The sequence below is a fragment of the Pseudomonas sp. AE27 genome, from assembly GCF_037113495.1.
Classification (GTDB): domain Bacteria; phylum Pseudomonadota; class Gammaproteobacteria; order Pseudomonadales; family Pseudomonadaceae; genus Aquipseudomonas; species Aquipseudomonas palmensis.
Genome location: NZ_CP146966.1, coordinates 2,602,046 through 2,623,492, shown reverse-complemented (window position 1 = coordinate 2,623,492; position 21,447 = coordinate 2,602,046). Strand labels below are relative to the sequence as shown.

Genomic DNA, 21,447 nt, shown 5'->3' with positions numbered 1-21,447 from the left:
GCTGACGTGGCGGTTGAAGCGATTGCGTGGCAGTATTGACACCCGAACTGCACATGCCCGTGGCAACACGGGTCGGCAAGGTAGTTCGGGATACCCGGTCGAAAGGCCGGGTTTTTTTTATTGAAGCCTCGGCATTTGCCGGGGCTTTTTCGTATCTGGAGGCTGTATGGAAAAGCTACAACTCGCCGTAGAGGTTGAGGGCGCCGCTGACTTCCTGCGCCCTCTGGCTGAAGCGCTCAAGTCACTTGAAAAGTTTCCCGAGCTGCCGTTGCAAGTCTTTCGTGACCTTGTCGCCCACAGCCTTCATGAGCTTTCCGTAAGTCTCGACAGCGCCGCACTTGCCGCAGGTGACCTTCGAGTTGTTGTTCGGCCTAGCCGGAACCTCGAACTTGTCACTGCCGCACTTGGCGCACTTGAGGGTTACCTTCATCGTTTTTCGCTCCGTGAAACGTCTTGTGTGGAAACTCGACGATAGCACGGGGCCATCTTTTCACGTATCCAAGGGCTCGCCAGTTCGACGGGTCATTTTGTTTCTGGAGCACCACCTATGGCCGAGCCAAGTACCGGCGCCCTCGCAGTGACCGGCGTACTTGCCAGCGTCGGCCTGGGTGCCCCGGCATAGCTAATCATCCCCCTCAATGCGTACATCCGAGATACCCAAATCTGCGACCGCAATGCGGAGATCATCATGTGATAAGCGGCACGGCGCGCGCGCCTCAGACAAGGGGTCAGCGGGGGCATGCAGACGGAGGAGAGCGGTCAGCACATTGTCTTCGTTCGGCGTGCTAGACCAATCGCATATCCAGAATCTGGTATGGCCTTTGAGGTTGTAGTCGATGCGGTATTTCATAGGTTGCCGGACCTCCGCCATTGGACGTCAGTTATGCCGAAGCGCTCAGCAGCAGGCCGAGAGACTTTTCTGATATCCGAAGCAGTGAACTTAGGGATGACTCCAACGCCGGCTTCGCAGGCAGCCCAGTGCCAGGCCTCAGCGTTATCCATCCTCTCGGCGCGGACGATGAATTCGCGAGCTTCTCCATGGAGGTGATAAGCGACCACATAGATGTTACTGACGGGCATTTACTAGTTCCTTCTAGCGAAGCCAGATCGGCCAACATTCCTTTTAACCCCTAGGGATTCCGGGGGCAAGCATCCGGCCGGTTTAACGCCGGAGCACAATTCTCACGTACGGAGCAAGCAAATGGACCCAACCGACCTCGGCCCAGGCACAGCTACCTGGCTGGGCGGAACGGGCACCGTATTGCTGGGTGGTTTCCTCTGGCTGCGCAAGTTCCTCTCCAAGGACGCTGCTGACCGCGCAATGGATAACGCCGACATCGGCACCGTGCGCCGGCTGAATGAACTCCTCGACTCCGAGCGCGAGGCCCGCAAGCTTGCCGAGGCCCGCGCCGACCAGTTCGCCAAAGAGCGCAATGACCTGGCCGCAACCGTCGGCCGCATGGAAGGGAAGATCGAAGCCCTGACCAGTCAGGTCGCCAGCCTCACAGAGCGGGTGACGCTGCAAAGCGACGAGATCGCCCGCCTGCGCATCAAGCTCGGAGGGACTACCTGATGGACAAGTGCGCAATCCAATTCATGGCTCGCCATTGGTGGCGCAGGGTCAAGGTGTGGTTCATCGCGATGCTGCTGGTCACCGGCGGGGTGTTCTTCGGCTTCCAGCTCGGGCAGTGGGCGCTGGCAGATTCCTACCGCCAGCAGGTCGCCGAGATCCGTGCCGCCTACGACGAGGCCACACTGCAGCGTGACCATCGCCTGGATGAGCTGACCCGGAAGACCAGTACGGCAGCCGAGAAGGCAACCAAGGCGGCGACTACCGCGACCAAGGCAGCCGACAAGGCTGATGAGGCCCTCAATCGGGTATCGCCGTAACCTCGCCGTTCTGACCATTCCTGCGAGCGCGGCACTCGGTCACGGCGAGCATGATCGCTGCAGTCAATCCCGGCATGAGGAAGGTGAATAGGATCGTGAGATCCCAGCTCATTGCCGCGCTGCATGGTAAAGCCCAGACAGTCGCCACAACGACAGAGGTGATAACCCGCCAGTCACGGGGATGTTTGGGTTTGCTCGACATAGCTGCCGCGTAGGCTCTCCAGCATCCCCATAGGCCTATTACGGATATGACGATTACCGCAATGGGCCAGGCGGGGTTGTCCATTACGAAAATCGCGACACTGAGGAAAAAGATTAGTCCCCAGATGAAAGTCAAAGTCACGGGGGCAATCCCTATGAGTGCAAGTAGCGTGATGGCGACGCGACGTTTTGTAAGCTTGGTCATCCTGATCCCTGCGGAGTAATTCCTTCGCGGATAGCATAAGTGCACCGCGCCACGAAATCGACATGCGCCATTTCGTGGCGCGAGCACGCTGATCATGCGTTCCGCCAGATTAGTGAAGCACTCGACCGAAGACCGGTTGAAGCTGATCCCTTTCGTGGATGACTCCGCGCGCTGCCTTGGTAATTACATCTTGCTGAAGCTGATTAACCTGCATGGTGAGGACACGAACGGCAGTTTGATAAACAACTGATCCGGACGCCACGGGATGCTCCTCCAGTAGGCCTTCAAGCTGCTCGGTTAACAAAACGCACCTGTCTATAAGCTCTTCGATTTCTTTCATCACGGTTTCTCCAGATCTTTCCGCTACGACCATCCGGGCGGAATGTCGTTCCGACGACCCCGCGGATGCGCCGATTTCATTGCGCGAGAGAGCTTATCGAACATGGCCAAGCAACCCTATACACCATGCAGGCTGTATGTCGACGGTGCCGACGGCATTGCAGTCAGTGATTTCTTAACCACTGCTGCCGGATCTGCCTATTTGGTGCAGACGCTGCGTGTGAGCCGCACCCGGCCAGAGCGAAAGTACATGGGCTGCTTGCGCTGGCCCATCGCCGAGATACCCGCCGATGCGCGATGCTACCAGCTGACCTGGTACAGGAGGTGAGCAATGGCCTGTAGCGGATGCGCCGCCCGGCGCGAACGAATCAACAAATGGACAAAGGTGGCATATGAACGAGCAAGAAGCCTTTTCGCGCCAAATCGAGAGTCTGAGCCCGAAGAAGGGCGACCTGCTGGTGATCAGCGTGCCGTTTCCTCTGACGGCGGAAGCGCGGGAGAAGTTGGCAGCGATCCTGAAGGGCACGTCCGATCGCCTGGACTGTGAGCTGCTTGTGCTTGAGGCGGGCGTTACTGCTCAACTGCAGCCCAGCGTTAGCGAGCTGCTGGCTGAGCAGAAGAAGCAGACCTCGCTGCTCGAGCAGATCGCCACCCAGAACCTGGCGCTGATCGAAGCGTTGGCCGATGACCAGGCGGCAGACGCTGACGCGACTCCGAGGACCTACCTGAGTGGCGCCCCATGCCGCTGAGGCCGCAGCGCCCCTGTCGCGCCCAGGGTTGCCGAGCACTGCACCGCAATGCCAATGGCTACTGTGAGGGCCATGCCGAGATTGCGGCCGAGCAGGCAAAGGCATGGGCAACACGCAAGGGCTCAGGCCGTGGCGGGCGTCCATGGCGGCGCCTTCGTGACCAGGTGATGAAGCGTGATCAGTACCTGTGCCGGTGCGACGAGTGCATCAGGCTTGCGAGGGTTCGAGAGGCTCATGAGGTTGACCATATTGTGGCCTTGGCCCACGGCGGAACGGACGACCCTGCCAACCTTCGGGCAATCAACTGCGACTGCCATAAGGCCAAGAGTCAGCGCGAGTCGAAATCGATCAAAAAATGATCGAGAAACGGGGCAGATGAGATGAAATCTCGTTCAGGGGAGGGGGTGGGTCCAAACTTCCAGCCTTTTCGCTCGGACACCGCACCCTCAGTCGTTTTTTTACACCCGCGAAATTAAAAATTCAGGAGTTGCGCGATGGGAGGCACCGCCACGGTCGCCGGCCGTGGTCGCAAACCCAAGCCGACGGCCAAGAAACAGCTTGCCGGTAACCCTGGCAAACGGGCGCTGAACCACGCCGAGCCCGAGTTCACCCGCATCACTAACGTCGATCCGCCGGAGTGGCTGACCGAACGCGCATCCATCGTCTGGCGGATGCTCGTGCCGGAACTGCTGCGCGAGAACGTGCTTGCGCTGACCGACCTGCACAATGTCGAAGCCTTCTGCACGGCCTACAGCAACTGGCGACTGGCTCAGGATTCTGTCGATCAGTTTGGCATCGTTGTCGAGTCGGCCCAGGGCAGCCCCATAAAAAACCCGGCTTTAACCGCCGCCAACGAAGCGATGCGGCAGATGGTCACCTTCGGTTCGATGCTGGGCCTGGACCCGGCAAGCCGCACGAGGATCATTGGCGGCAACAAGCAAAAATCCACCAACGAGTTTGCAGCCCTACTGAGTTCCTAATGGCCCGGACCAAGTACACCAGCGTCGACAAGTCGATGGCGTGGGCAAGGTCCGTCCTGAAAGGGAAGTTTCCCGCTTGCCGCTACATCCACCAGGCGATCGAGCGGCATTTCGAGGAGGTGGCAGCCAGTCGCACCAAGAGCTTTCCTTTCAAGTTCGACCCGGCCAAAGCCGAGAAGAAGTTGCGGCTGATGCAACTGCTGCCGCACACGAAGGGCGAATGGGCATTCAAGCGGCAACTGATTACGCTCGAACCCTGGCAACTGTTCGGCCTGGCCTGCACCTTCGGCTGGGTCCGGAAGAAGGGCGGATATCGCCGTTTCCGCGAGAGCTACTGGGAGGTGCCACGCAAGAACGGCAAGTCGGTGATTGCCGCGGGCGTTGGCATCAGCATGTTCACCGCCGACAACGAGTTTGGCGCCGAGGTCTACTCTGGCGCGACCACCGAGAAGCAGGCGTGGGAGGTGTTCCGCCCAGCCCGATTGATGGTCAGCCGCACGCCCATGCTAGTCGAGGCGGCAGGCATCGAGGTCAACGCTTCGAACCTGAATATCCCATCTAACGGCAGCCGCTTCGAGCCTTTGATCGGCAACCCGGGTGACGGCGCATCACCGTCCTGCGCGATCATTGACGAGTACCATGAACACGACAGTGCAGCGCAGTACGACACCATGCTTACCGGCATGGGCGCTCGCCGGCAGCCGCTGATGTTCATCATCACCACTGCCGGGGCCAATATCGAAGGACCGTGCTACGACAAGCGCCGCCAGGTCATCGAGATGCTCAACGGCACCGTCCCAGACGACGAGCTGTTCGGCTACATCTGGACGCTCGATGAGGGCGACGACTGGACCGACCCGAAGAACCTGGCCAAGGCCAACCCCTGCATGGGGATTTCGGTGTTTCAGGAGTACCTAGAGAGCCAGCTGGCGAGGGCGATCCGGTCGGCCCGCTTCACTAATACGTTCAAGACCAAGCACCTCAACCTGTGGGTTAGCGCCAAGTCCGGCTTCTTCAACATGGAGAGCTGGAAGGCCTGCGAGGATAAGACGCTCACCCTCGAGCAGTTCGAAGGGCAGGAGTGGATTGCCGGGTTCGATCTAGCGCGCAAGCTGGACATGAACTCAAGGGCCAGACTGTTCTGGCGAGAGATCGACGGGAAAATCCATTACTACAGCGTAGGGCCGGCGTTCTGGGTGCCGGAGGATACGGCCAACGATGTAGACAACAAGCGCATGACTGAGCGTTTTCAGGCTTGGGTAAATGCCGGCTACCTATTCACGACGCCGGGCGCCGAGGTGGACTATCGAGAGATTCTCGAGGACACCAAAGAGGCGAATCATCTGGCGCCGATCAGGGAGAGCCCGATTGACCCGCATGGCGCCACCGGCCTGAGCCACGACCTGGACGACGAAGGTTTTAGCCCGGTCACCATCACTCAGAACTACACCTGGATGTCCGACCCCATGAAAGAGCTGGAGGCGGCTATCGAGGCCGGCCGCTTCCATCACGACGGAAACCCCATCATGACCTGGTGCATCGGCAACGTGATTGGCAAGTACTTGCCCGGCAACGATGACGTGGTGCGCCCAATCAAGCAGGGCGATGACAACAAAATCGACGGCGCCGTAGCGCTAATCATGGCGATCAGCAGGGCCATGGCGCAGCCTCAATTGGGCAGCAGCGTCGACAACTTCATGGACGCCATTCGGAACCCAATCTACTGATGAACGCTGCGACGATTCTTTACCTGGTCACCGCGCTACTGGGCTTCTGCCTGCTGGTCGCAGGTGTGTTCATCCTGGCCGGTACTGGCTGGGCTTTTATTACTTCAGCGGCCAGCATGTTTTGTGTCGCCGCCTTTGTTCGCCGAGGGCTAGTCAGTGACTAACTCAATCGTTAGAGCGCTCGGTGCTGCCGTGAGACGGCCGTTGGCCAGTGCAGATTGGGCCGGCAAGAAAATCCGACTTTCCGATAGTGGTTTCTGGAGCAGCTTTCTTGGTGGGCAGTCCAGCAGCGGGAAAGCAGTAACAGTCGACAAGGCGATGCGCCTCTCTGCTGTATGGGCTTGCGTGCGCATCATCTCGACCTCTGTTGCCGGCTTGCCACTAAACGTTTACCGCCGGCTGCCGGACGGTGGACGGGAGAGCGCCAGGGACTTCCGGCTTTACGATGTCGTGCACACCAGTCCGAATGAAGACATGGCGGCCTTCCAGTTCTGGCAGTCGGTGGTGGCCTCGATGCTGCTGTGGGGCAACGCCTACTGTGAAGTTCACCGGGCCGCAGGCAAGGTGGTCGCGTTGGATTTTCTTCTTCCTTCGCGTGTTGATCTGGATACGGATGATGATGGGCGCCTGATCTATTACTTCAGGCCGCGTAAAGGGCCTCGTAGAGAAATCCCGAAGGAGAACATGCTGCATATACCAGCCTTCACACTCGATGGTCGAGTTGGTATGTCCGCCATTCGCTATGGCGCCGATGTGTTCGGCTCTGCCATGTCGGCGGATGACGCGGCTAACAGCACGTTCAAGAACGGCATGATGCCAACAGTTGGTTTCTCAGTGGACCGGACCCTGACGCCGGCCCAGCGCGAAGACTTTCGAGACTACGTTAAAACCATCACCGGGGCCCTGAACGCGGGGAAAAGCCCGGTTTTTGAGCAGGGCGTCAAGCCAGAGCAACTCGGTATCAACCCGGCTGACGCGCAGTTGCTGGAGTCTCGCGGACACAGCGTCGAGGAGATCTGTCGTTGGTTTGGTGTGCCGCCTTGGATGGTGATGAAGACCGATAAAGGCAGCAACTGGGGGACTGGGCTCGAACAACAGCAAATCGCTTTCCTCACCTACTGCATCATGTCTTACACGTCGCCCATTGAGCAGTGCGTGAACAAACACTGCCTGACGGCAGTTGATCGCATCTCCTACTACGCCGAGTTCTCGCTCGAGGCATTTCTACGCGCCGACAGCTCGGGTCGCGCCGCTTACCTCAGCACCATGGGCCAAAACGGCTACATGACCCGTAACGAGGGCAGGCGTAAGGAGAATTTGCCAAGCATGCCGGGAGGGGATGTCCTAACCGTGCAATCTAACCTGGTGCCGCTGGACCAGCTCGGCAAGCAGAACGATGGACAGGCTGCCCGAGCAGCTTTGATGAACTGGCTCAAAGAGTCTGAAAGTAACCCCGGGGAATAAGCCATGAAACACAAGATTCAATCTCGCGGCCTGCGCAGCGAGATGAGCCCGCGCGCGCTCGACAAGTGGAACCCTGCAATTCAGGCGGCAGTTGAAAACACCTCGGCGACCATCACTGTGTACGGTGTGATCGGCGAGGACTGGTATGGCGAGGGGGTCACGCTCCAGCGCATCGATGCCGCGCTTCGCGCTATCGGCGAGCGAGACGTCACCGTCTACATCAACTCGCCAGGCGGCGACATGTTCGAGGGTATCGCCATCTACAACCGCCTGCGAGAACACACCCACAAGGTCACCACAAAGGTGCTCGGTATGGCGGCCAGCGCGGCATCTGTGATCTATCTCGCGGGCAGTGAGCGGGAGGTGGCAAGCAGCGCATTCCTCATGATCCACAACTGCTGGACCTACCTTGCTGGTAACCGGCACTACCTGCGCGACGTGGCCGACGACATGCAAGAGTTCGATGCCGCGATGGCCGACCTCTACGCCGAGACCAGCGGCCAATCTGCGGAGGACATGGCCGAGCTTATGGATGATGAGACCTATATCCGTGGCAAGCGCGCTGTAGAGCTGGGCCTGGCTACCGGCCTGCTGTCCGCAGCCGAGATTGCCGAGCGCGATACCGAAGAGGCTAGCCAGGCCAATGCACTCAAGGCCATGGATGTCGCGCTGGCAAAAGCTGGAATGACTCGGTCTGAACGCCGTGAATTGTTCGCCAATTTCAAGTCCGGCACGCCTCGCGCTGCCGGCGGGAGTGCGCAGAACGCTGCTCCGACCGACAAGCAAAACGCTGTCGCGCCAGACCTCACCGCCTCACTGAGCGCGGCAAACAATCTACTCAATTCCCTGAAAGGATAATGACCATGGATTTTGAATCCCAAGTCAAGGAACTCAACGCCAGCCTGAAAGGCATCGGCGATCAGATCAAAAGCCAGGCCGAGACGGTCGACAAGCAGATCAAGGCCTCGGGCGAGATGAATGCCGAAACTCGCACCAAGGTCGATGAGCTGCTGACCAAACAGGGTGAGATCAGTGCGCGCCTGGGCGAAGCCGAGCAGAAGCTCGTCAACGCAAGCCGGGATCGTGGCCACCAGGAAGAGCCTCAGAAGTCTGTTGGGGCTCTGGTGATCGAAAGCGAAGAAATGAAGGACATGAACTCCTCCTTCCGTGGCTCTCGGCGCGTCTCGGTGCCGCGGGCAGCTATTACTACCGCCACCGGCGGCGACCTGGTAGCCCCTCAGCGCCTGGCAGGGGTTGTTGCTCCTCCTGCACGCCGACTGACTATCCGTGATCTTGTGGCGCCAGGCACCACGGAGTCGAACTCGATCGAGTACATCCGCGAGACCGGCTTCACCAACAACGCGCGTACGGTTGCGGAGAACACCGCCAAGCCTTACTCCGATCTCACCTTTGCTCTTGCGACGGCGAACGTCCGCACCATCGCCCACCTGTTCAAGGCGAGCCGCCAGATGCTCGATGACGCCAAGGCGTTGCAGAGCTATATCGACGGTCGCGCACGCTATGGCCTGACCATGGCGGAAGAAGCTCAGTTGCTCTATGGCAACGGTACCGGTGCGAACTTGCAGGGCCTCATGACGGTTGCTCAACTGTACGCCCCGCCCGCTGGTGTAGCGGTGGTGGGCGAACAACGTATTGACCGTCTCCGCCTGGCGCTGCTGCAGGCCGAGCTGGCCGAGTTCCCGTCCGACGGTATCGTCCTGAACCCCATCGACTGGGCAGCCATTGAGCTGACGAAGGACGGTGAGGGACGCTACATCATTGGCCAGCCGCAGGAAGGTACCAACGCAAAACTCTGGAACCGCCCAGTGGTGTCCACCCAAGCCATGACCCAGAACGACTTCCTCGTCGGCGCGTTCAAGCTCGGCGCGCAGATTTTCGACCGCATGGAAATCGAGGTGCTGATCTCGACCGAGAACGACAAGGACTTCGAGAACAACATGGCGACCATCCGAGCCGAGGAGCGCTTGGCTTTCGCCATCTATCGCGAAGAAGCCTTTGTTACCGGTCCGCTGGTCACGCCTTAACTCTTACGCAATGTGGCGTCAGCAATGGCGCCAAACTGGAGAACGCTCATGGCACGCAAAAAGACCACACCGGCTCCTGCCGAACCCACGAATGCGCCTGAGGTAGCCGCCGAGCCAAAGACTCAGGGGCAAACGGCCGTCACAGCTACCGAGGCCGACTCACACAAGCACACGAGCGAGGGGGTGCAGCCGGAAAGCCTTGTCACTGGCAACAACTCGCTCAGTGCCACCGCATCGATTGCTACGGAGCCAGGCGACGAAAATTCTGCCGGTGACGCTGGGCTACTGGATGCCCAGCCTGGTACCGGTTCTGTTGTCGCTGATATGCAGCCTTCGGTAAGCCCTAACTCCCTGGAGGTTCAGATCTACCCGGTTCGATCGTACATGGACGAGGGCGAACTGCGCCGCCGTGGCGGCACTCCCTATATGGCTCCTCGTCTCCACGCCGAGGATCTTGTGCGGCGGAAGCTGGCGTCACTTGAGCCGCTGAAGGAGTAACCCATGTCCGTGATCGCTATCGACCTGGCCATGCATCACCTGCTGGCCGAGCCGGAAGACCAGGTGCTGGTACAGGCCTATCTCGATGCGGCGGAGGAGGCGGCGATGCAGTTTCTGAATCGCCGCTTCTACCTGGACCAGGTGGCGCTCGACGCGGCCAAAGCAGCATTGCCGGCACACATGCAGGCAGCGCGCGAGGCCAACACTGAGGGGGTTGCTGCAGCCGAGGCCGAGCAGGACCACGTCGCCCGTTGTCGTCTGCTCGAGTACGCCCGCAAAGCCCTGGCCGACGCCTACGACCAGGCCGACGCCATCGCCTACGGCATGGTGATCAATGCCGCCATCCAGTCTGCTTGCCTGCTGAAGCTCGGGCACCTGTTCGCCAACCGCGAGGAGGTGGTCACCGGCACTATCGCCACTGAACTGCCGCTATCCTCCCAGCACCTGCTGATGCCTTACCGTATCCGGATGGGTGTGTAATGCGCGCCGGCCGGTTGCGGCACCGCATCGATATCCAGGAGCTGGTGCCGGTACGCAAGCCCAACGGTGAGTTCGGCGAGCCTGACTGGGTGACGCGCTGGCCCAAATGCCCGGCGAGTGTAGAGGACCTGTCTGCGCGGGACTTCATTGCTGCCAAAGCCGGCCAGGCAGAGGCAACCAGCCGGATGGTCATCCGGTACCGGCCCGGTGTACTGCCGACCATGCGCGTCATCTACCGCGAAGAGATCTACAGCATCGTCGGGCCGCCGCTCGCTGATCCTGACTCTGGCCTGGACTACCTGACCATTCTGACTTCGAAGGGGGTGAAGGATGGCTGAGACTGTCGAATTCAGCCTGATCGGGCTGGATAGCCTGCTGGGCAAGCTGGGGGCCGTCAGCTACGACGTGAAGCGCAAGGGCGGCAGGGCCGCACTGCGCAAGGCTGCCCAGGTCATCATGGCCAAGGCCAAGGAAGGCGCTGAGCGGATCGACGACAAGGAAACTGGCCGGGCAATCTCGGACAACATCGCGCTGCGCTGGAATGGCCGCTTGTTCCGATCTACCGGCGACCTCGGCTTTCGCATCGGCGTGCTGCACGGCGCCGTGCTCAAGAACGGCGGCGACCTGAGCCAGAACGCACCGACGCCGCACTGGCGCCTACTTGAGTTCGGCGCCGAGAACATGGCGGCAGTGCCGTTCATGCGCCCGGCGCTGGCCGACAGCATCAGCGAGGCGACCAACACTTTCATCACTGAATACGAGAAGTCCGTTGATCGTGCGATCAGGCGGGCACTCAGGAATGGGGTTTCTGCCTGATGCGTGCACCGATCTTCGATCTCTGCTCTACAGACACGGCTGTCGGCGCGCTGCTGGGCTCCGGCCTGGACACGCGGCTCTACTCGTTTGGCGAGGCGCCCGAGGGGGTCGTCAAGCCCTACGCGGTCTGGCAGGTGGTCACTGGTTCGCCAGAGAACTACTTGGCCGGTCGCCCAGACGTTGACGGCCTCACCCTGCAAGTCGACGTGTACGCGAAAACAGGGGATGTCGCCCGCCAGGTGCGTGATGCGATCCGCGACGCCATCGAGCTCCACGCCTATATCACCCGGTGGGGCGCCGAGTCGCGCGACCCTACGACCGAGAGCTGTCGGGCAGGCTTTGATGCTGCCTGGATTCTCAAGCGCTGACCTGCACCCGTAAAACCCCGCCCGCCTTGTGCGGGCTTTTTTATGCCCGACATTTGGAGAACGATATGTCGATCCTCACGCAAGGAACCCAGATCTACGCCCTGGTGCCGCCGGTGTCCGGTACCGGGCCCCGCACCGTCATGGAGGTGGAGTGCGCCACCAGCTTCGAACCCGGCGGCGCGCCGGCGGAGCAGATCGAGGACACCTGCCTGGTGGCCAAGGAGCGCAGCTACAAGAAAGGCCTGCGCACCCCTGGCCAGGCCTCGTTGGGCCTGAACGCCGACCCGAACAACCCGAGCCATATCCGCCTGCACCAGATGTCCGAAGCCGATGGCGACACCACGGTGCACTGGGCCGTGGGCTGGGCGGACGGTACTGCAGCCCCAACCGCCGTTTCGGCCGGTAGCCTGGCAGTGATCGCTGTGACCAATGCCGGCAGCGGCTACACCAGCGCGCCGACCGTCAGTATCAGCGGTGGTGGTGGTACCGGTGCGACCGCAACCGCCGTAGTTGATGACGGCGAGGTGGTGAGCATCAACATCACCAACCCAGGCAGCGGCTACACCAGCGCGCCGAACGTCACCTTCGCCGGCGGCACCGGGACCGGGGCAGCTGCAGCAGCAGAGATCAGCGAGGAATCCGACTTTGTTCTGCCGCCGTCGCGCACCTGGTTCACTTTCTCCGGCTACGTTGCCGACTTCCCGTTCAACTTCGCGCTGAACGCCGTGGTGGCGTCCACCGTCGCGATCCAGCGTTCGGGCGGCTCCGCCTGGATTCGTAAGGTGACCGCATGACCGAGCTGAGCATTGCAAACCTGAAGAAGGCCAAGGCCTTCACGGCCCGCCCGGTGGCCAAGGAGATCGAGTGGGCCGGCAGCAGGTTCACTTGCTACGTGCGCCCGCTGTCCTACCAGACGGCCGTGGGCGACATTGCCGCGCACCGCGGCGCCGACCCGCTGGCCTGCCGCATCGCTTCCAGCATCTGCGATGCCGAGGGCAAACCGGTGTTCACCGTGAACGACATCACCGGCGAGGACGATCCGGAGAAGGGCGCTCTTGACCCCGACCTGACCAACCTGCTGCTGATCGCCATCGGTGAAGTGCAGAACGGCGCCGCCATGGGAAAGAAGAAGCGCTAGAGCCGATCGACGAACTATGGTGCGAGCTGGTGATGAACGGGATAGGCGGCCGCACCATTGCCGAGGCGCAGGAGAACATGACCTATCCCGAGTTCTTGGTCTGGGTGAGGTTCCGCCTGAAGCGCGGGTCGCTCCACCCCGGCATGCGCCTCGAGGCCACGCTGGCCCAGTTCCAGGCGATGTACTTCAACGCCAAGACCGGCAAGGACGCCCCTCGGCTGTATGCCCAGGACTTTGCTCCGCACATGGACCCACGGGTCGAGACGCTGGAGGAGGCGATGGACAACTGGGCCTGATTTGGGGCTTGTGTAGAGTAGTGGTAGATTCGCCCCTTTCAATAGGAGGGCGTATGAACAGGGTTGGTTTGGATTTGTGCGTGGCAGTCGCCAAGATAATGGCTGTACTGGTAACCATCGGAGCTTTCATATCCATCTATAACTTCGGCATGGTCGGCATTTCAGGTGTCAATGATTACCTGTCCGCGGGCAAGCAAGTTATCAACTGGCCTGTGATATTTGGATCGGTAGCTTCCGCTATTTATGCGGTCTTGTTCGCTGCAATGATGAGCGCGGCGAGACATGCCTGCTTCTTCGCTCACGATGCAAGCGTGGCTGCAAAAGAAAAGCCTTAAGCAGTTTACGCAACTCGATGGCCCGCCTCGTGCGGGCTTTTTTTTGCCTGGAGAAATGTATGGCAGGGTCCCTTGGCACGCTGACCTTAGACCTGATCGCAAGGATTGGTGGATTTACCGGGCCCATGGATAAGGCATCGAGGGCCGCCAAAACTTCTTCCAAAGAGATGACCGACGCTGCAAACCAAGCGAAGCTCGCCTGGAGCGCGCTGGGCGAGGTTGCGGCAGGCGTTGTCGCCGGGCTGTCGGTTGCAAGCATCTTCGGGCGCTTCGTCTCGGAAACAAGAAACGCTGAGCGGGAGCAGGCGCAGCTCGGCGCTGTACTTCGTTCGACTGGCGAGTCGGCGGGGTTCAACCGCGACCAGCTCAATGGCATGGCCGCCGCTATGGAGCGGGCGACCACGTTTTCTGGCGGCGACATCAATGAGGCCCAAACAACCCTGCTGGCCTTCACCGGCGTGGTAGGAAACCAGTTCAACCGCGCACTGCAATCCGCCGCGGATATGGCGACCCGAACTGGGGTAACAGTTAAAGACGCCGCCGAGACAATCGGCCGCGCGCTGGACGTTCCATCCAAGGGCCTCACCTCTCTCAGCAAACAGGGATTTCGCTTCACCGACGAGCAGAAAAAAATGGCTCTGGCGATGGAGTCGACAGGGAATGTGGCCGGTGCCCAAGGAATCATCCTGGATGCGCTGGAGGAGTCGTACTCAGGGGCTGCTGCAGCAGCGAGGAACACTTTCGGCGGGGCCCTCGACGCCTTGCAGCACACGATCTTTGGGCTTCTCACCGGTGAAGGCAGCCTGGATGCAGCCAAGGATGCCGTCAACGCCCTCAACAAGGTATTGGGCTCACCCGAGGCCAAGGCGGTTGTGGAGGCCACAGCAAAGGCCGCAGTAGTGCTGGCCGGCGTGCTATCTGTTCGATTGGCTGCGGCAGCCGCTACTGCGGCCGCCTCTTTTGTGAGGGTTCAATACGACACGGCCCGTTATCAGGCAACCCTTGCCACAATGGCTGGAGTGAGCAGGACGGCTGCAGCCGGGATTACTGCAATGAGCGTCACCGCCAGGGCAGCCTCCGCCTCAATGGCGCTTCTGGGCGGTCCTGCAGGGATACTGATTGCAGCCGGCACAGCACTGACCTATTTCGCAATGAAAACGGACGATGCTCGGCAATCGCTCATTGATGTCAGCAGACCTCTTGATGAGCTCTCCGAAAAGTTCAGGGCGCTGGGTCGCGATCAAAAGGCTGCGCAGCTCGCCGAGTACACTGCAGATTTCGAGCAGGCAACCAAAGACCAGGCGGATGCATACAGTACGCTGATGAAGCGGGTGAACCGCGACCTCGGCAGTTCCCTGTTTCCGCGCATCAAGAAGGAGTTCGATGAGGCGTATGCCGCTGGACAGCCGCTGTCGCTCGTTATCGATGACCTTTCTCGACGCTTCCGACTGAAGCCAGAAGCTCTGCAGGCCTGGGTCGCGCAGTCGGGCGTCGTGGCAGACGCGGGTGAGAAGGCATCATATGCGGCTACCTTGGTAAAGCGTCTCACCGATGAGTTCAATGCCAACAGCGCGGCAGCAGCAACCAACGCCGGTACAGTGCCTGAGCGGTCTGCGGTCTACACCGAGATGGCCAAGAAGATCGAGGAGCAGATCTTGCTGGCCGGCAAGCGCACGGAAGCCGACAAGCTCGAAGCTCGCGTCAAGGCGGGCCTGGTCGAGGGTCTGAAAGCCGGCGAGGGCGACCTGCTGGTGGCGGGCCAGCGGCGCGCCGACGTCGCAATCAAGGCCGCAGCAGCGACCCAGAAGGCCGAGGAGGACGCCAAGTCCAAATCCAAGGCCGCAGCCGACGCCCTGAGGAAGCGCGGCATCGACGCCGAGGAAGGCTACCGCCGGCAGATCGCCTTGATCGACGAGACCACCGGCAAGCAGGGCAAGGCTACCGAAGTGGCCAAGCTCGCGTTCGAGCTGGAGGCCGGTAAGCTGAAGGGCGTCAGCACCGAGCGCAAGAAGGTGCTGCAGGACTTGGCCGCCGAGCTCGACGCCAAGGTCAAGCTCCAGAAGCAGAACCAGGAAGACCTCAAGCTCGCGACCTACGCGGCGAACCTGAAGGACAGCAACACCATCGTTCGGCAGGGCTTTGAACTGGAAATTGCTGGCGCTGGCCAAGGGGAGAAGTTCCGCGGGCGCCTGCGTGAAAACCTCGCCATCGAGCAGGACTTCGCGAAGCAGCGCAGCGAGCTGTACAAGCAGTTCAAGGAGGCCGACCTGCTCGGCGACCCGGACGCTAAATCTCGCTACGACAAGGAGACCGCGCTGCTCGAGGAGGCACTGACCGAGCGCCTGGCCATCCAGCAGGACTACTACAGCCAGCTCGACGCCGCCGAATCCAACTGGGCGGATGGCGCCCGCGCAGCCTGGCAGGACTATTCCGACAATGCCAAGGACATGTCGTCGCAGATGTACAGCGTCACCAGCAATGCCCTGGGCAGCCTGGAAGACGAACTGGTCAACTTCGTGAAGACCGGCAAGTTCAACTTCAGCGCCTTTGCCGAGGGCATCGCGAACGACCTGCTGCACATGCTGGTGAAGATCGGCCTGCAGATGGCGGTCAACGCCGCTATCGGTGACACGGCCGCCGCCTCCTCGGCTGCGGTGGCAGCTGTCACCGGCACGTCGATGGCCGCGGCCTACGCGCCGGCGGCGGCCATGGCCTCGCTGGCATCGTTCGGCGCGAACGCCGCACCTGCATCCGCAGCGCTCACCAGCACCACCGCGCTGGCCAGCAGCCTGTCGCTGGTGGGCATGGCGCACGACGGCATCGATAGCGTCCCGCGCGAAGGCACCTGGCTGCTGCAGAAGGGCGAGCGAGTCACCACGGCCGGCACCAGTGCAAAGCTCGACCGAACCCTGAGCGATATCCAGGCCAACGGCGGCCAGGGCCAGTGGAGCGCTATGCCGCCGATCCAGCAGCACATATCGGTTCAGGGGTCTGCTGATGAGGCCACGCTTGCCCGGATCCAGGAGGCCGCCAAGCAGGGGGCCCAGGCCGGGTACCAGATGGTCCTGAAGGATTTCCGCAGCAACGGACCGGCGCGGCAGCAACTGCGCAAAGGCTGACCGACCACCAGGAGAAAAGTACATGGCAATCGCATGGCCGGATGGCCTGTGCCCGAATGAAATGACGTGGGGGGTCGTCTACAACAACCGTGCCTTCACGTCGTCGCTCTCCAACGCTCAGCAGATCGTTGGATACCCGGGGGCCTACTGGCAGTGCCAGTTGACGTTCTCGGCGCTCTCTCGCGATGAGGAGCGCCTTCTGACGGCCTTTATCGGGCGACTGCAAGGCATGTTCGGCACCTTCAACCTCCCGGCGTTCACCCGTACCCGCACCGACTTCATCGGCACGCCGGTCGTCGTCACCGCCACCGCCCAGGCCTCGTTCATGCGTCTGGGCGGCGTCACGGCGAACAAGCAGGTGTTCTCCATGGGGGACTACATCACGATCGCCGGCGAGATGTTCGAGGTCATCGATGACGCCGTTTCCGGCGCCAATGGTCAGGTGCTGGTGAACCTCAACAAGCGGATTCGCAAGACGATCGCGGCCGGCGCCGCGGTTGAATACAGGGCGCCCTACGCCGAAATGCGCAGGACCTCTGACACCCATGCACTGAGCGTGCGGCCGCTGGTGGCCAACGGCACGCTCGATTTCCGGGAGGCTTTCTGATGGCGGGCGCATTCCCTTTCAGCCAGCGGGTGGTGGACATCATCGCCCAAGGCAACTTCATGGCGGTGTACGCCTGCCAGCTGGACTTCCCTGATGGCATCGTCTTCGCCCACACCGGCACCGGCGACCTGGTGCTCGACGGCATCACCTATCAGGGTGTCGGCTCGTTTGGCGAAGTCGGCGAGGCGCAGGAGAGCAGCAGCTCGGGTTCGCCGATGAGCGTCGACCTCACCCTCAACGGCCTGGACACCACGATCATCACGGAGACCAGCCTGAAAGGCTGCCGTGGGCGCAACGCCAAGCTCATGTTCGTCGTGATCGACCAGGCCGGTGGGTATGCAGCGGACATTCTCTTCAGCGGCCGGATGGATGCGGCCCAGTTCTCATACGCCGGCAACGGCAGTGACGGCAACGCAATCAAGGTGCCGGTCGTCGACCGGATGGCCGAGTGGAGTCGCACCGGCACCGAGCGCTGGACCGACGAAAACCACCGGGCCCGGTACCAGGACGACCGCTTCTTCTTCGCCGTCGCGCAGATGGCGGACTGGCCCATCTATTGGGGCGCAAGCAAAGACGCACCCTCATTCAAGTACGAGTAGCCCATGCGCAATCGAGACTGGACAACACAACTTGCCAACACCATCAAGGCCGCCTCCGAGCGGCCTTTTTCATGGGGCGAATTTGACTGCTGCCTGTTTGCTGCCGACGTCGCGATTGCTGTTTGCGGGGTCGACCCGGCCGCCCAGTACCGCGGCAGATACCGCACCGAGACTGGCGCCAAGCGCTTGCTCAAGAAGCTCCACGGTTCGCTCGATGCTGCCTGGGATGCGTGCTTTCAGCGCATCGATCCCGCGTTCATCCAGCGCGGTGATGTGGCGATGTACGACGGCGAGAACGGCCGGGGCGTGGCGGTGTTTTGGGCAGGCGAGTTCTGGTCGGTGGCCGAGGATGGGGTGGGGCGCATTGCTTGCGACCCCCTTGCTGTCTGGAGGGTTGAATGAGCAAGGCAGTCAAGAAAGTCGCCCTCGTCGCGGCCGGTGCCGCGCTGGGCTTCGTTACCGGCGGCATTGGCTTTGCGCTGATCGGCGGCGCGGTGGGTCTGTTTGTTGGCTCTCAGCAGGGCGCTGCACTTAAGGCGGGCGGCACGAGCAGTGAGCCGTCCGCACAGACCGTTCGTTCGTCCAAGGCGCCCGCACGGTTCATTCTGGGCCGGGTCAGCACTGGTGGTGTGCTGGTATGGGCTCAGGAGCAGGCGGGAAGTCAGAGTAGCGGCGAATGGATTCACCTCGTCTACGTGTTGAGCGAAGGCGCCATTGATGCGCTGGAGGCTGTCTACTTGGGCGAGGAGGATATCTCCACCTACGGCGCGAACGCCTCTTACGAGCTGATAGTCAATCCGACCCAGGTCAATGCCTTTCTCAAGGATAACTGCCCGGACTGGAGAGACTCGCAGATCGGCCGAGGCCTGTCCTTTGTCCGCGTATCGCTGAAGCACGATCCCGAAAAATTCCCGTCCGGCATTCCTGATGCGCGCTTTGTCGTACGCGGGCGGAACGACCTGTACGACCCGCGCACCGGCATTGCGCGATACAGCGACAACACCGCGCTGCACCTGCTCTGGTACCTGCGTGAGCGCTGCAAGGTGCCGGATGACGAGATCATCTTCGAGACCTTCGCCAGCGCTGCAAACGTCTGCGACGAAGCGGTGGTCAACGCTGATGGCAGGCTGGGCACCCGCTACCGCACAGGCTGCGTGATCGGCGCGGACGAGCAGCGCACCCAGGTGATCCAGAAGCTGGAGGAGTCGTGTGCCGGCCAGCTGATCCGTGTGGGCGGCAAGTGGATGCTGCAGGCCGGGGCCTACTACGGCCCTGCAGACTTCGAGATTACCGAGGACATGGTCATCGGCACGGTCTCGGGTTCGACCGAGGTGACCAATGACGCTGCAATCAACATCGTCACGGGCACCTTCATCGATCCTTCGCAAGCTTGGGCCGAGACGGACTTCCCGGAGGTGCGTGTACAGCAGTGGGTGGTTGAGGATGGCGGAGAGGCGCCCGAATCGATCTCGCTGGGCTATGTGAGTGATGCCTACCAGGCCCAGCGCCTGGCGAACATCAAGCTTCGGCGCGCCCGCGCAGGCGGATCACTGCAGCTCCCGATGAACTTCACCGGCTATAACTGCCGGCCTGGACGGGTGGTTAGGGTGAACCTGCCTTCGCTGAACATCGTCGGCGAGTTCATCGTGACCGACTGGAACATGGCGCCGGACGATGGCTGCAATGTCACTGTCTCGCAGTATGAACCGGCGATTTTTGATGATGCCGTGGGCAAGCCCTACGATCCGATCGGCTTCATCAATCTGCCAACCGGGGGGCTTGGCTCACCTACCGGCCTGGCCTGGAGCACCCACGAAACCGCCGAGGTCTCACAGGGCGTGCTGAGCTGGCTGCCACCGTTTGGCATCGTCAATGGCTATGCCGTGACTGTCCGGCAGGGCGCTCGCGCCGTACAGGCGCACCAGGTGCCGGCGCCGGCGACCCAGCTGGCACTGGCCGGCCTACCGTCGGGCAGCTACACGATGAGTGTTGCGGCCCTGGGGCCGCTGACGCGCTCGGGTGAAGCCAGCATTACGGTCAACATCAACGGCCCAGCAGTGCCCGAGGCGTGCGCGGTTCAGGCGACGATCGACACGATCACGCTGTTCCCGAGCAACGTACAGCACGGCCTGAACGGTGGAGCCTACGAGTACTTCTTCAGCATGGACCCGCTGGCGACCGCTGAGCAGGCTGCGTACCTGGGGCAGGGGTTCAGCATGACCCACACGGCACTTGCTTTCTCAACCAACTACTTCTATTTCATCCGCGCTCGAAACGCGTATGGAGTGAGCGGGTTCCTCAAGGTCATCGCCTCAACCTCGACCGACATAACCACCATGCTGCAGGCTCTTACCGGCAAGGTCGGCGAGAGCCAGCTAGGCAAAGAAGTCGTCGACAAGATCGACGGCCTGCAGGACCAGATCGATGCGCTTGACGGGCTCAAGGCCTATGAACCCGAACTGGCCTACACCCAGGGCGAGATGGTTGTGGTCGATGGTCGGATCTACCAGGCTGCGCACGACGTACCAGCAGATCCAGAGGGCGGCAACGCGCCGCCCAACGTTGCCCTCTGGCTGGACGTGGGGCAGTCGATCGAGACGGCCAATGCCCTGGCGCAGCAGGTGCAGACGAACACGACGAAGATCACAGAAGTGGATGGCAAGGTCACGGCGACAGCAGAAAGCGTGCAGGCCCTGCGCGCCTCTGCTCGCGACGACGATGCCGAAGGCGATCTGGCCGGCGCACTGCACCAGTGGGACGCGACAGCAGCTTTCGGAGTGGAGGTGCGAGCAAGCGCGTCTCGCGACGAAGCGATCGTGCGCAAAACCGAAACGCTTGAGGCAACTCTGGCCGATACGGCGACGGCTGTGCAGACAGTCGCCCAGGCACAGGTCGACGCAGATGGCAGGGCGTCGACGATGTGGGCAGTGAAGATGCAGCTCAACTCGCAAGGAAAGTATGTCGTCGCCGGGATCGGGCTTGGCATCGAGAACGGACCAGCTGGACTGCAAAGCCAGTTCATCGTCAATGCCGACAGGTTCGCGGTCGTGAACGACATCAATGGGGCGCCCGTGTCTTTCTTCGCAATCCAGGGTGGACAGACGTTCATCGAAGCGGCGTTCATTCAGGATGGCACGATCACAAACGCAAAGATCGGGAGCTTCATTGCGTCGACAAACTATGTTGCTGGCGTGCAGGGGTGGCGCCTGAACAAAGACGGGACGTTTGAGATCAACGGCACTGTAGCTGGCCAGGGCAGAACGATGATTACGCACCGCTCGTACCGGGTATGGGATGCAAACGGTGTGAAGCGCGTGCAGCTCGGAGACTTAAGAGAATGACTTACGGTGTAAGAACGTGGGGCGCCGGCGGTGCCTTGGAAATGGATACGGATAGCTTCACTTACCAAGTCATTCACAATCAAACATATAAGCTCTCAGGCCGAAATGCTGTTGTGACAGTGAATATCGCATCGTTCGATCCACTAAAGTGTGTGGCCGTAATATTGCCAACATCAATAGCGACAGCGGATGTTGCTAGGGAGGCGATGCCATATCAGTTTGTTGCGCCGGGCGTTATACAGATATATTC

General features: G+C 61.2%; 27 protein-coding genes and 2 pseudogenes. 27 read left to right on the top strand and 2 right to left on the bottom strand.

Features of this window, described 5'->3' with window-relative positions; genetic code table 11:
- Positions 1-166: 166 nt before the first annotated feature.
- Positions 167-475, top strand: coding sequence for a hypothetical protein (locus V9K84_RS11990; protein WP_213607056.1), 309 nt, complete (start codon positions 167-169; stop codon positions 473-475).
- A 371-nt stretch (positions 476-846) separates the two neighbouring features.
- Here the strand turns inward: V9K84_RS11990 and V9K84_RS11985 are convergent, their stop codons facing one another.
- A complete protein-coding gene (locus V9K84_RS11985) occupies positions 847-1,080 on the bottom strand; it encodes a DUF6555 family protein (RefSeq protein ID WP_009685285.1) in 234 nt (77 codons plus the stop codon).
- A 121-nt stretch (positions 1,081-1,201) separates the two neighbouring features.
- On the opposite strand from V9K84_RS11985, the gene V9K84_RS11980 reads away from it, so the two are divergent.
- Together V9K84_RS11980 and V9K84_RS11975 are read left to right on the top strand one after the other, a co-directional pair.
- A complete protein-coding gene (locus tag V9K84_RS11980) occupies positions 1,202-1,573 on the top strand; it encodes a chemotaxis protein (RefSeq protein WP_095064330.1) in 372 nt (123 codons plus the stop codon).
- Positions 1,573-1,890, top strand: a complete 318-nt coding sequence (locus V9K84_RS11975; RefSeq protein ID WP_338794368.1) for a hypothetical protein — start codon at positions 1,573-1,575, stop codon at positions 1,888-1,890. The genes V9K84_RS11980 and V9K84_RS11975 overlap by 1 nt, the downstream gene beginning before the upstream one ends.
- Before the next feature lie 515 nt (positions 1,891-2,405).
- Here the strand turns inward: V9K84_RS11975 and V9K84_RS11970 are convergent.
- On the bottom strand, positions 2,406-2,636 hold the full coding sequence (locus tag V9K84_RS11970) for a hypothetical protein (RefSeq protein ID WP_078480011.1): 231 nt from the start codon (positions 2,634-2,636) through the stop codon (positions 2,406-2,408).
- A gap of 102 nt (positions 2,637-2,738) precedes the next feature.
- Here V9K84_RS11970 and V9K84_RS11965 point away from each other — a divergent pair, with 102 nt between their 5' ends.
- From V9K84_RS11965 to V9K84_RS11850, 24 genes and pseudogenes are all read left to right on the top strand, one after another.
- Complete coding sequence (locus tag V9K84_RS11965; RefSeq protein WP_078480010.1) at positions 2,739-2,963, top strand: hypothetical protein; 225 nt, start codon at positions 2,739-2,741, stop codon at positions 2,961-2,963.
- A gap of 64 nt (positions 2,964-3,027) precedes the next feature.
- On the top strand, positions 3,028-3,384 hold the full coding sequence (locus tag V9K84_RS11960) for a hypothetical protein (protein ID WP_338794367.1): 357 nt from the start codon (positions 3,028-3,030) through the stop codon (positions 3,382-3,384).
- Positions 3,375-3,743 carry an HNH endonuclease gene (locus V9K84_RS11955; RefSeq protein WP_338794366.1) on the top strand — a complete coding sequence of 123 codons (369 nt, stop codon included), beginning with the start codon at positions 3,375-3,377 and terminating at the stop codon, positions 3,741-3,743. The genes V9K84_RS11960 and V9K84_RS11955 overlap by 10 nt, the downstream gene beginning before the upstream one ends.
- Positions 3,744-3,878: 135 nt before the next feature.
- On the top strand, positions 3,879-4,364 hold the full coding sequence (locus tag V9K84_RS11950) for a phage terminase small subunit P27 family (protein WP_338794365.1): 486 nt from the start codon (positions 3,879-3,881) through the stop codon (positions 4,362-4,364).
- Positions 4,364-6,091, top strand: a complete 1,728-nt coding sequence (locus tag V9K84_RS11945; protein ID WP_338794364.1) for a terminase large subunit — start codon at positions 4,364-4,366, stop codon at positions 6,089-6,091. The genes V9K84_RS11950 and V9K84_RS11945 overlap by 1 nt, the downstream gene beginning before the upstream one ends.
- Positions 6,091-6,255 carry a hypothetical protein gene (locus tag V9K84_RS11940; protein ID WP_338794363.1) on the top strand — a complete coding sequence of 55 codons (165 nt, stop codon included), beginning with the start codon at positions 6,091-6,093 and terminating at the stop codon, positions 6,253-6,255. Before V9K84_RS11945 ends, V9K84_RS11940 begins: the two co-directional genes overlap by 1 nt.
- A complete protein-coding gene (locus V9K84_RS11935; RefSeq protein ID WP_338794362.1) occupies positions 6,248-7,555 on the top strand; it encodes a phage portal protein in 1,308 nt (435 codons plus the stop codon). Before V9K84_RS11940 ends, V9K84_RS11935 begins: the two co-directional genes overlap by 8 nt.
- Positions 7,556-7,558: 3 nt before the next feature.
- A complete protein-coding gene (locus V9K84_RS11930) occupies positions 7,559-8,413 on the top strand; it encodes a head maturation protease, ClpP-related (RefSeq protein ID WP_338794361.1) in 855 nt (284 codons plus the stop codon).
- Positions 8,414-8,418: 5 nt separating this feature from the next.
- Positions 8,419-9,600 (top strand): phage major capsid protein, encoded by a 1,182-nt coding sequence (locus V9K84_RS11925; RefSeq protein ID WP_338794360.1) that lies wholly within the window; start codon positions 8,419-8,421, stop codon positions 9,598-9,600.
- A 48-nt stretch (positions 9,601-9,648) separates the two neighbouring features.
- Positions 9,649-10,098, top strand: coding sequence for a hypothetical protein (locus tag V9K84_RS11920; protein WP_338794359.1), 450 nt, complete (start codon positions 9,649-9,651; stop codon positions 10,096-10,098).
- A 3-nt stretch (positions 10,099-10,101) separates the two neighbouring features.
- Positions 10,102-10,578 carry a head-tail connector protein gene (locus V9K84_RS11915; RefSeq protein WP_338794358.1) on the top strand — a complete coding sequence of 159 codons (477 nt, stop codon included), beginning with the start codon at positions 10,102-10,104 and terminating at the stop codon, positions 10,576-10,578.
- A complete protein-coding gene (locus tag V9K84_RS11910; protein WP_338794357.1) occupies positions 10,578-10,916 on the top strand; it encodes a phage head closure protein in 339 nt (112 codons plus the stop codon). Before V9K84_RS11915 ends, V9K84_RS11910 begins: the two co-directional genes overlap by 1 nt.
- Positions 10,909-11,394: an HK97-gp10 family putative phage morphogenesis protein gene (locus V9K84_RS11905; RefSeq protein ID WP_338794356.1), complete on the top strand. Its 486-nt coding sequence runs from the start codon at positions 10,909-10,911 to the stop codon at positions 11,392-11,394. Before V9K84_RS11910 ends, V9K84_RS11905 begins: the two co-directional genes overlap by 8 nt.
- Positions 11,394-11,762, top strand: coding sequence for a DUF3168 domain-containing protein (locus V9K84_RS11900; RefSeq protein ID WP_338794355.1), 369 nt, complete (start codon positions 11,394-11,396; stop codon positions 11,760-11,762). Before V9K84_RS11905 ends, V9K84_RS11900 begins: the two co-directional genes overlap by 1 nt.
- Positions 11,763-11,827: 65 nt before the next feature.
- Positions 11,828-12,151: pseudogene (locus V9K84_RS11895) on the top strand (phage tail tube protein); the annotation flags it as partial.
- 240 nt (positions 12,152-12,391) lie between these two features.
- Positions 12,392-12,556: pseudogene (locus tag V9K84_RS11890) on the top strand (phage tail tube protein); the annotation flags it as partial.
- Entirely contained in the window at positions 12,553-12,900 is a 348-nt protein-coding gene (locus V9K84_RS11885; protein ID WP_338794354.1) for a phage tail assembly chaperone family protein, TAC, read from the top strand. The pseudogene V9K84_RS11890 and the gene V9K84_RS11885, both read left to right, overlap by 4 nt.
- A 32-nt stretch (positions 12,901-12,932) precedes the next feature.
- The gene (locus V9K84_RS11880) at positions 12,933-13,196 is read left to right on the top strand and encodes a hypothetical protein (RefSeq protein ID WP_338794353.1); all 264 of its coding nucleotides are present in this window, start codon (positions 12,933-12,935) and stop codon (positions 13,194-13,196) included.
- A gap of 53 nt (positions 13,197-13,249) precedes the next feature.
- Positions 13,250-13,531, top strand: coding sequence for a hypothetical protein (locus V9K84_RS11875; RefSeq protein WP_338794352.1), 282 nt, complete (start codon positions 13,250-13,252; stop codon positions 13,529-13,531).
- 59 nt (positions 13,532-13,590) lie between these two features.
- Entirely contained in the window at positions 13,591-16,650 is a 3,060-nt protein-coding gene (locus V9K84_RS11870) for a phage tail tape measure protein (protein ID WP_338794351.1), read from the top strand.
- A gap of 22 nt (positions 16,651-16,672) precedes the next feature.
- Positions 16,673-17,257 carry a hypothetical protein gene (locus V9K84_RS11865; RefSeq protein WP_104572170.1) on the top strand — a complete coding sequence of 195 codons (585 nt, stop codon included), beginning with the start codon at positions 16,673-16,675 and terminating at the stop codon, positions 17,255-17,257.
- On the top strand, positions 17,257-17,856 hold the full coding sequence (locus tag V9K84_RS11860; RefSeq protein WP_338794350.1) for a hypothetical protein: 600 nt from the start codon (positions 17,257-17,259) through the stop codon (positions 17,854-17,856). The genes V9K84_RS11865 and V9K84_RS11860 overlap by 1 nt, the downstream gene beginning before the upstream one ends.
- A gap of 3 nt (positions 17,857-17,859) precedes the next feature.
- Positions 17,860-18,258, top strand: a complete 399-nt coding sequence (locus tag V9K84_RS11855) for a hypothetical protein (protein ID WP_338794349.1) — start codon at positions 17,860-17,862, stop codon at positions 18,256-18,258.
- Complete coding sequence (locus V9K84_RS11850) at positions 18,255-21,197, top strand: DUF1983 domain-containing protein (RefSeq protein ID WP_338794348.1); 2,943 nt, start codon at positions 18,255-18,257, stop codon at positions 21,195-21,197. Before V9K84_RS11855 ends, V9K84_RS11850 begins: the two co-directional genes overlap by 4 nt.
- Positions 21,198-21,447 lie beyond the last annotated feature (250 nt).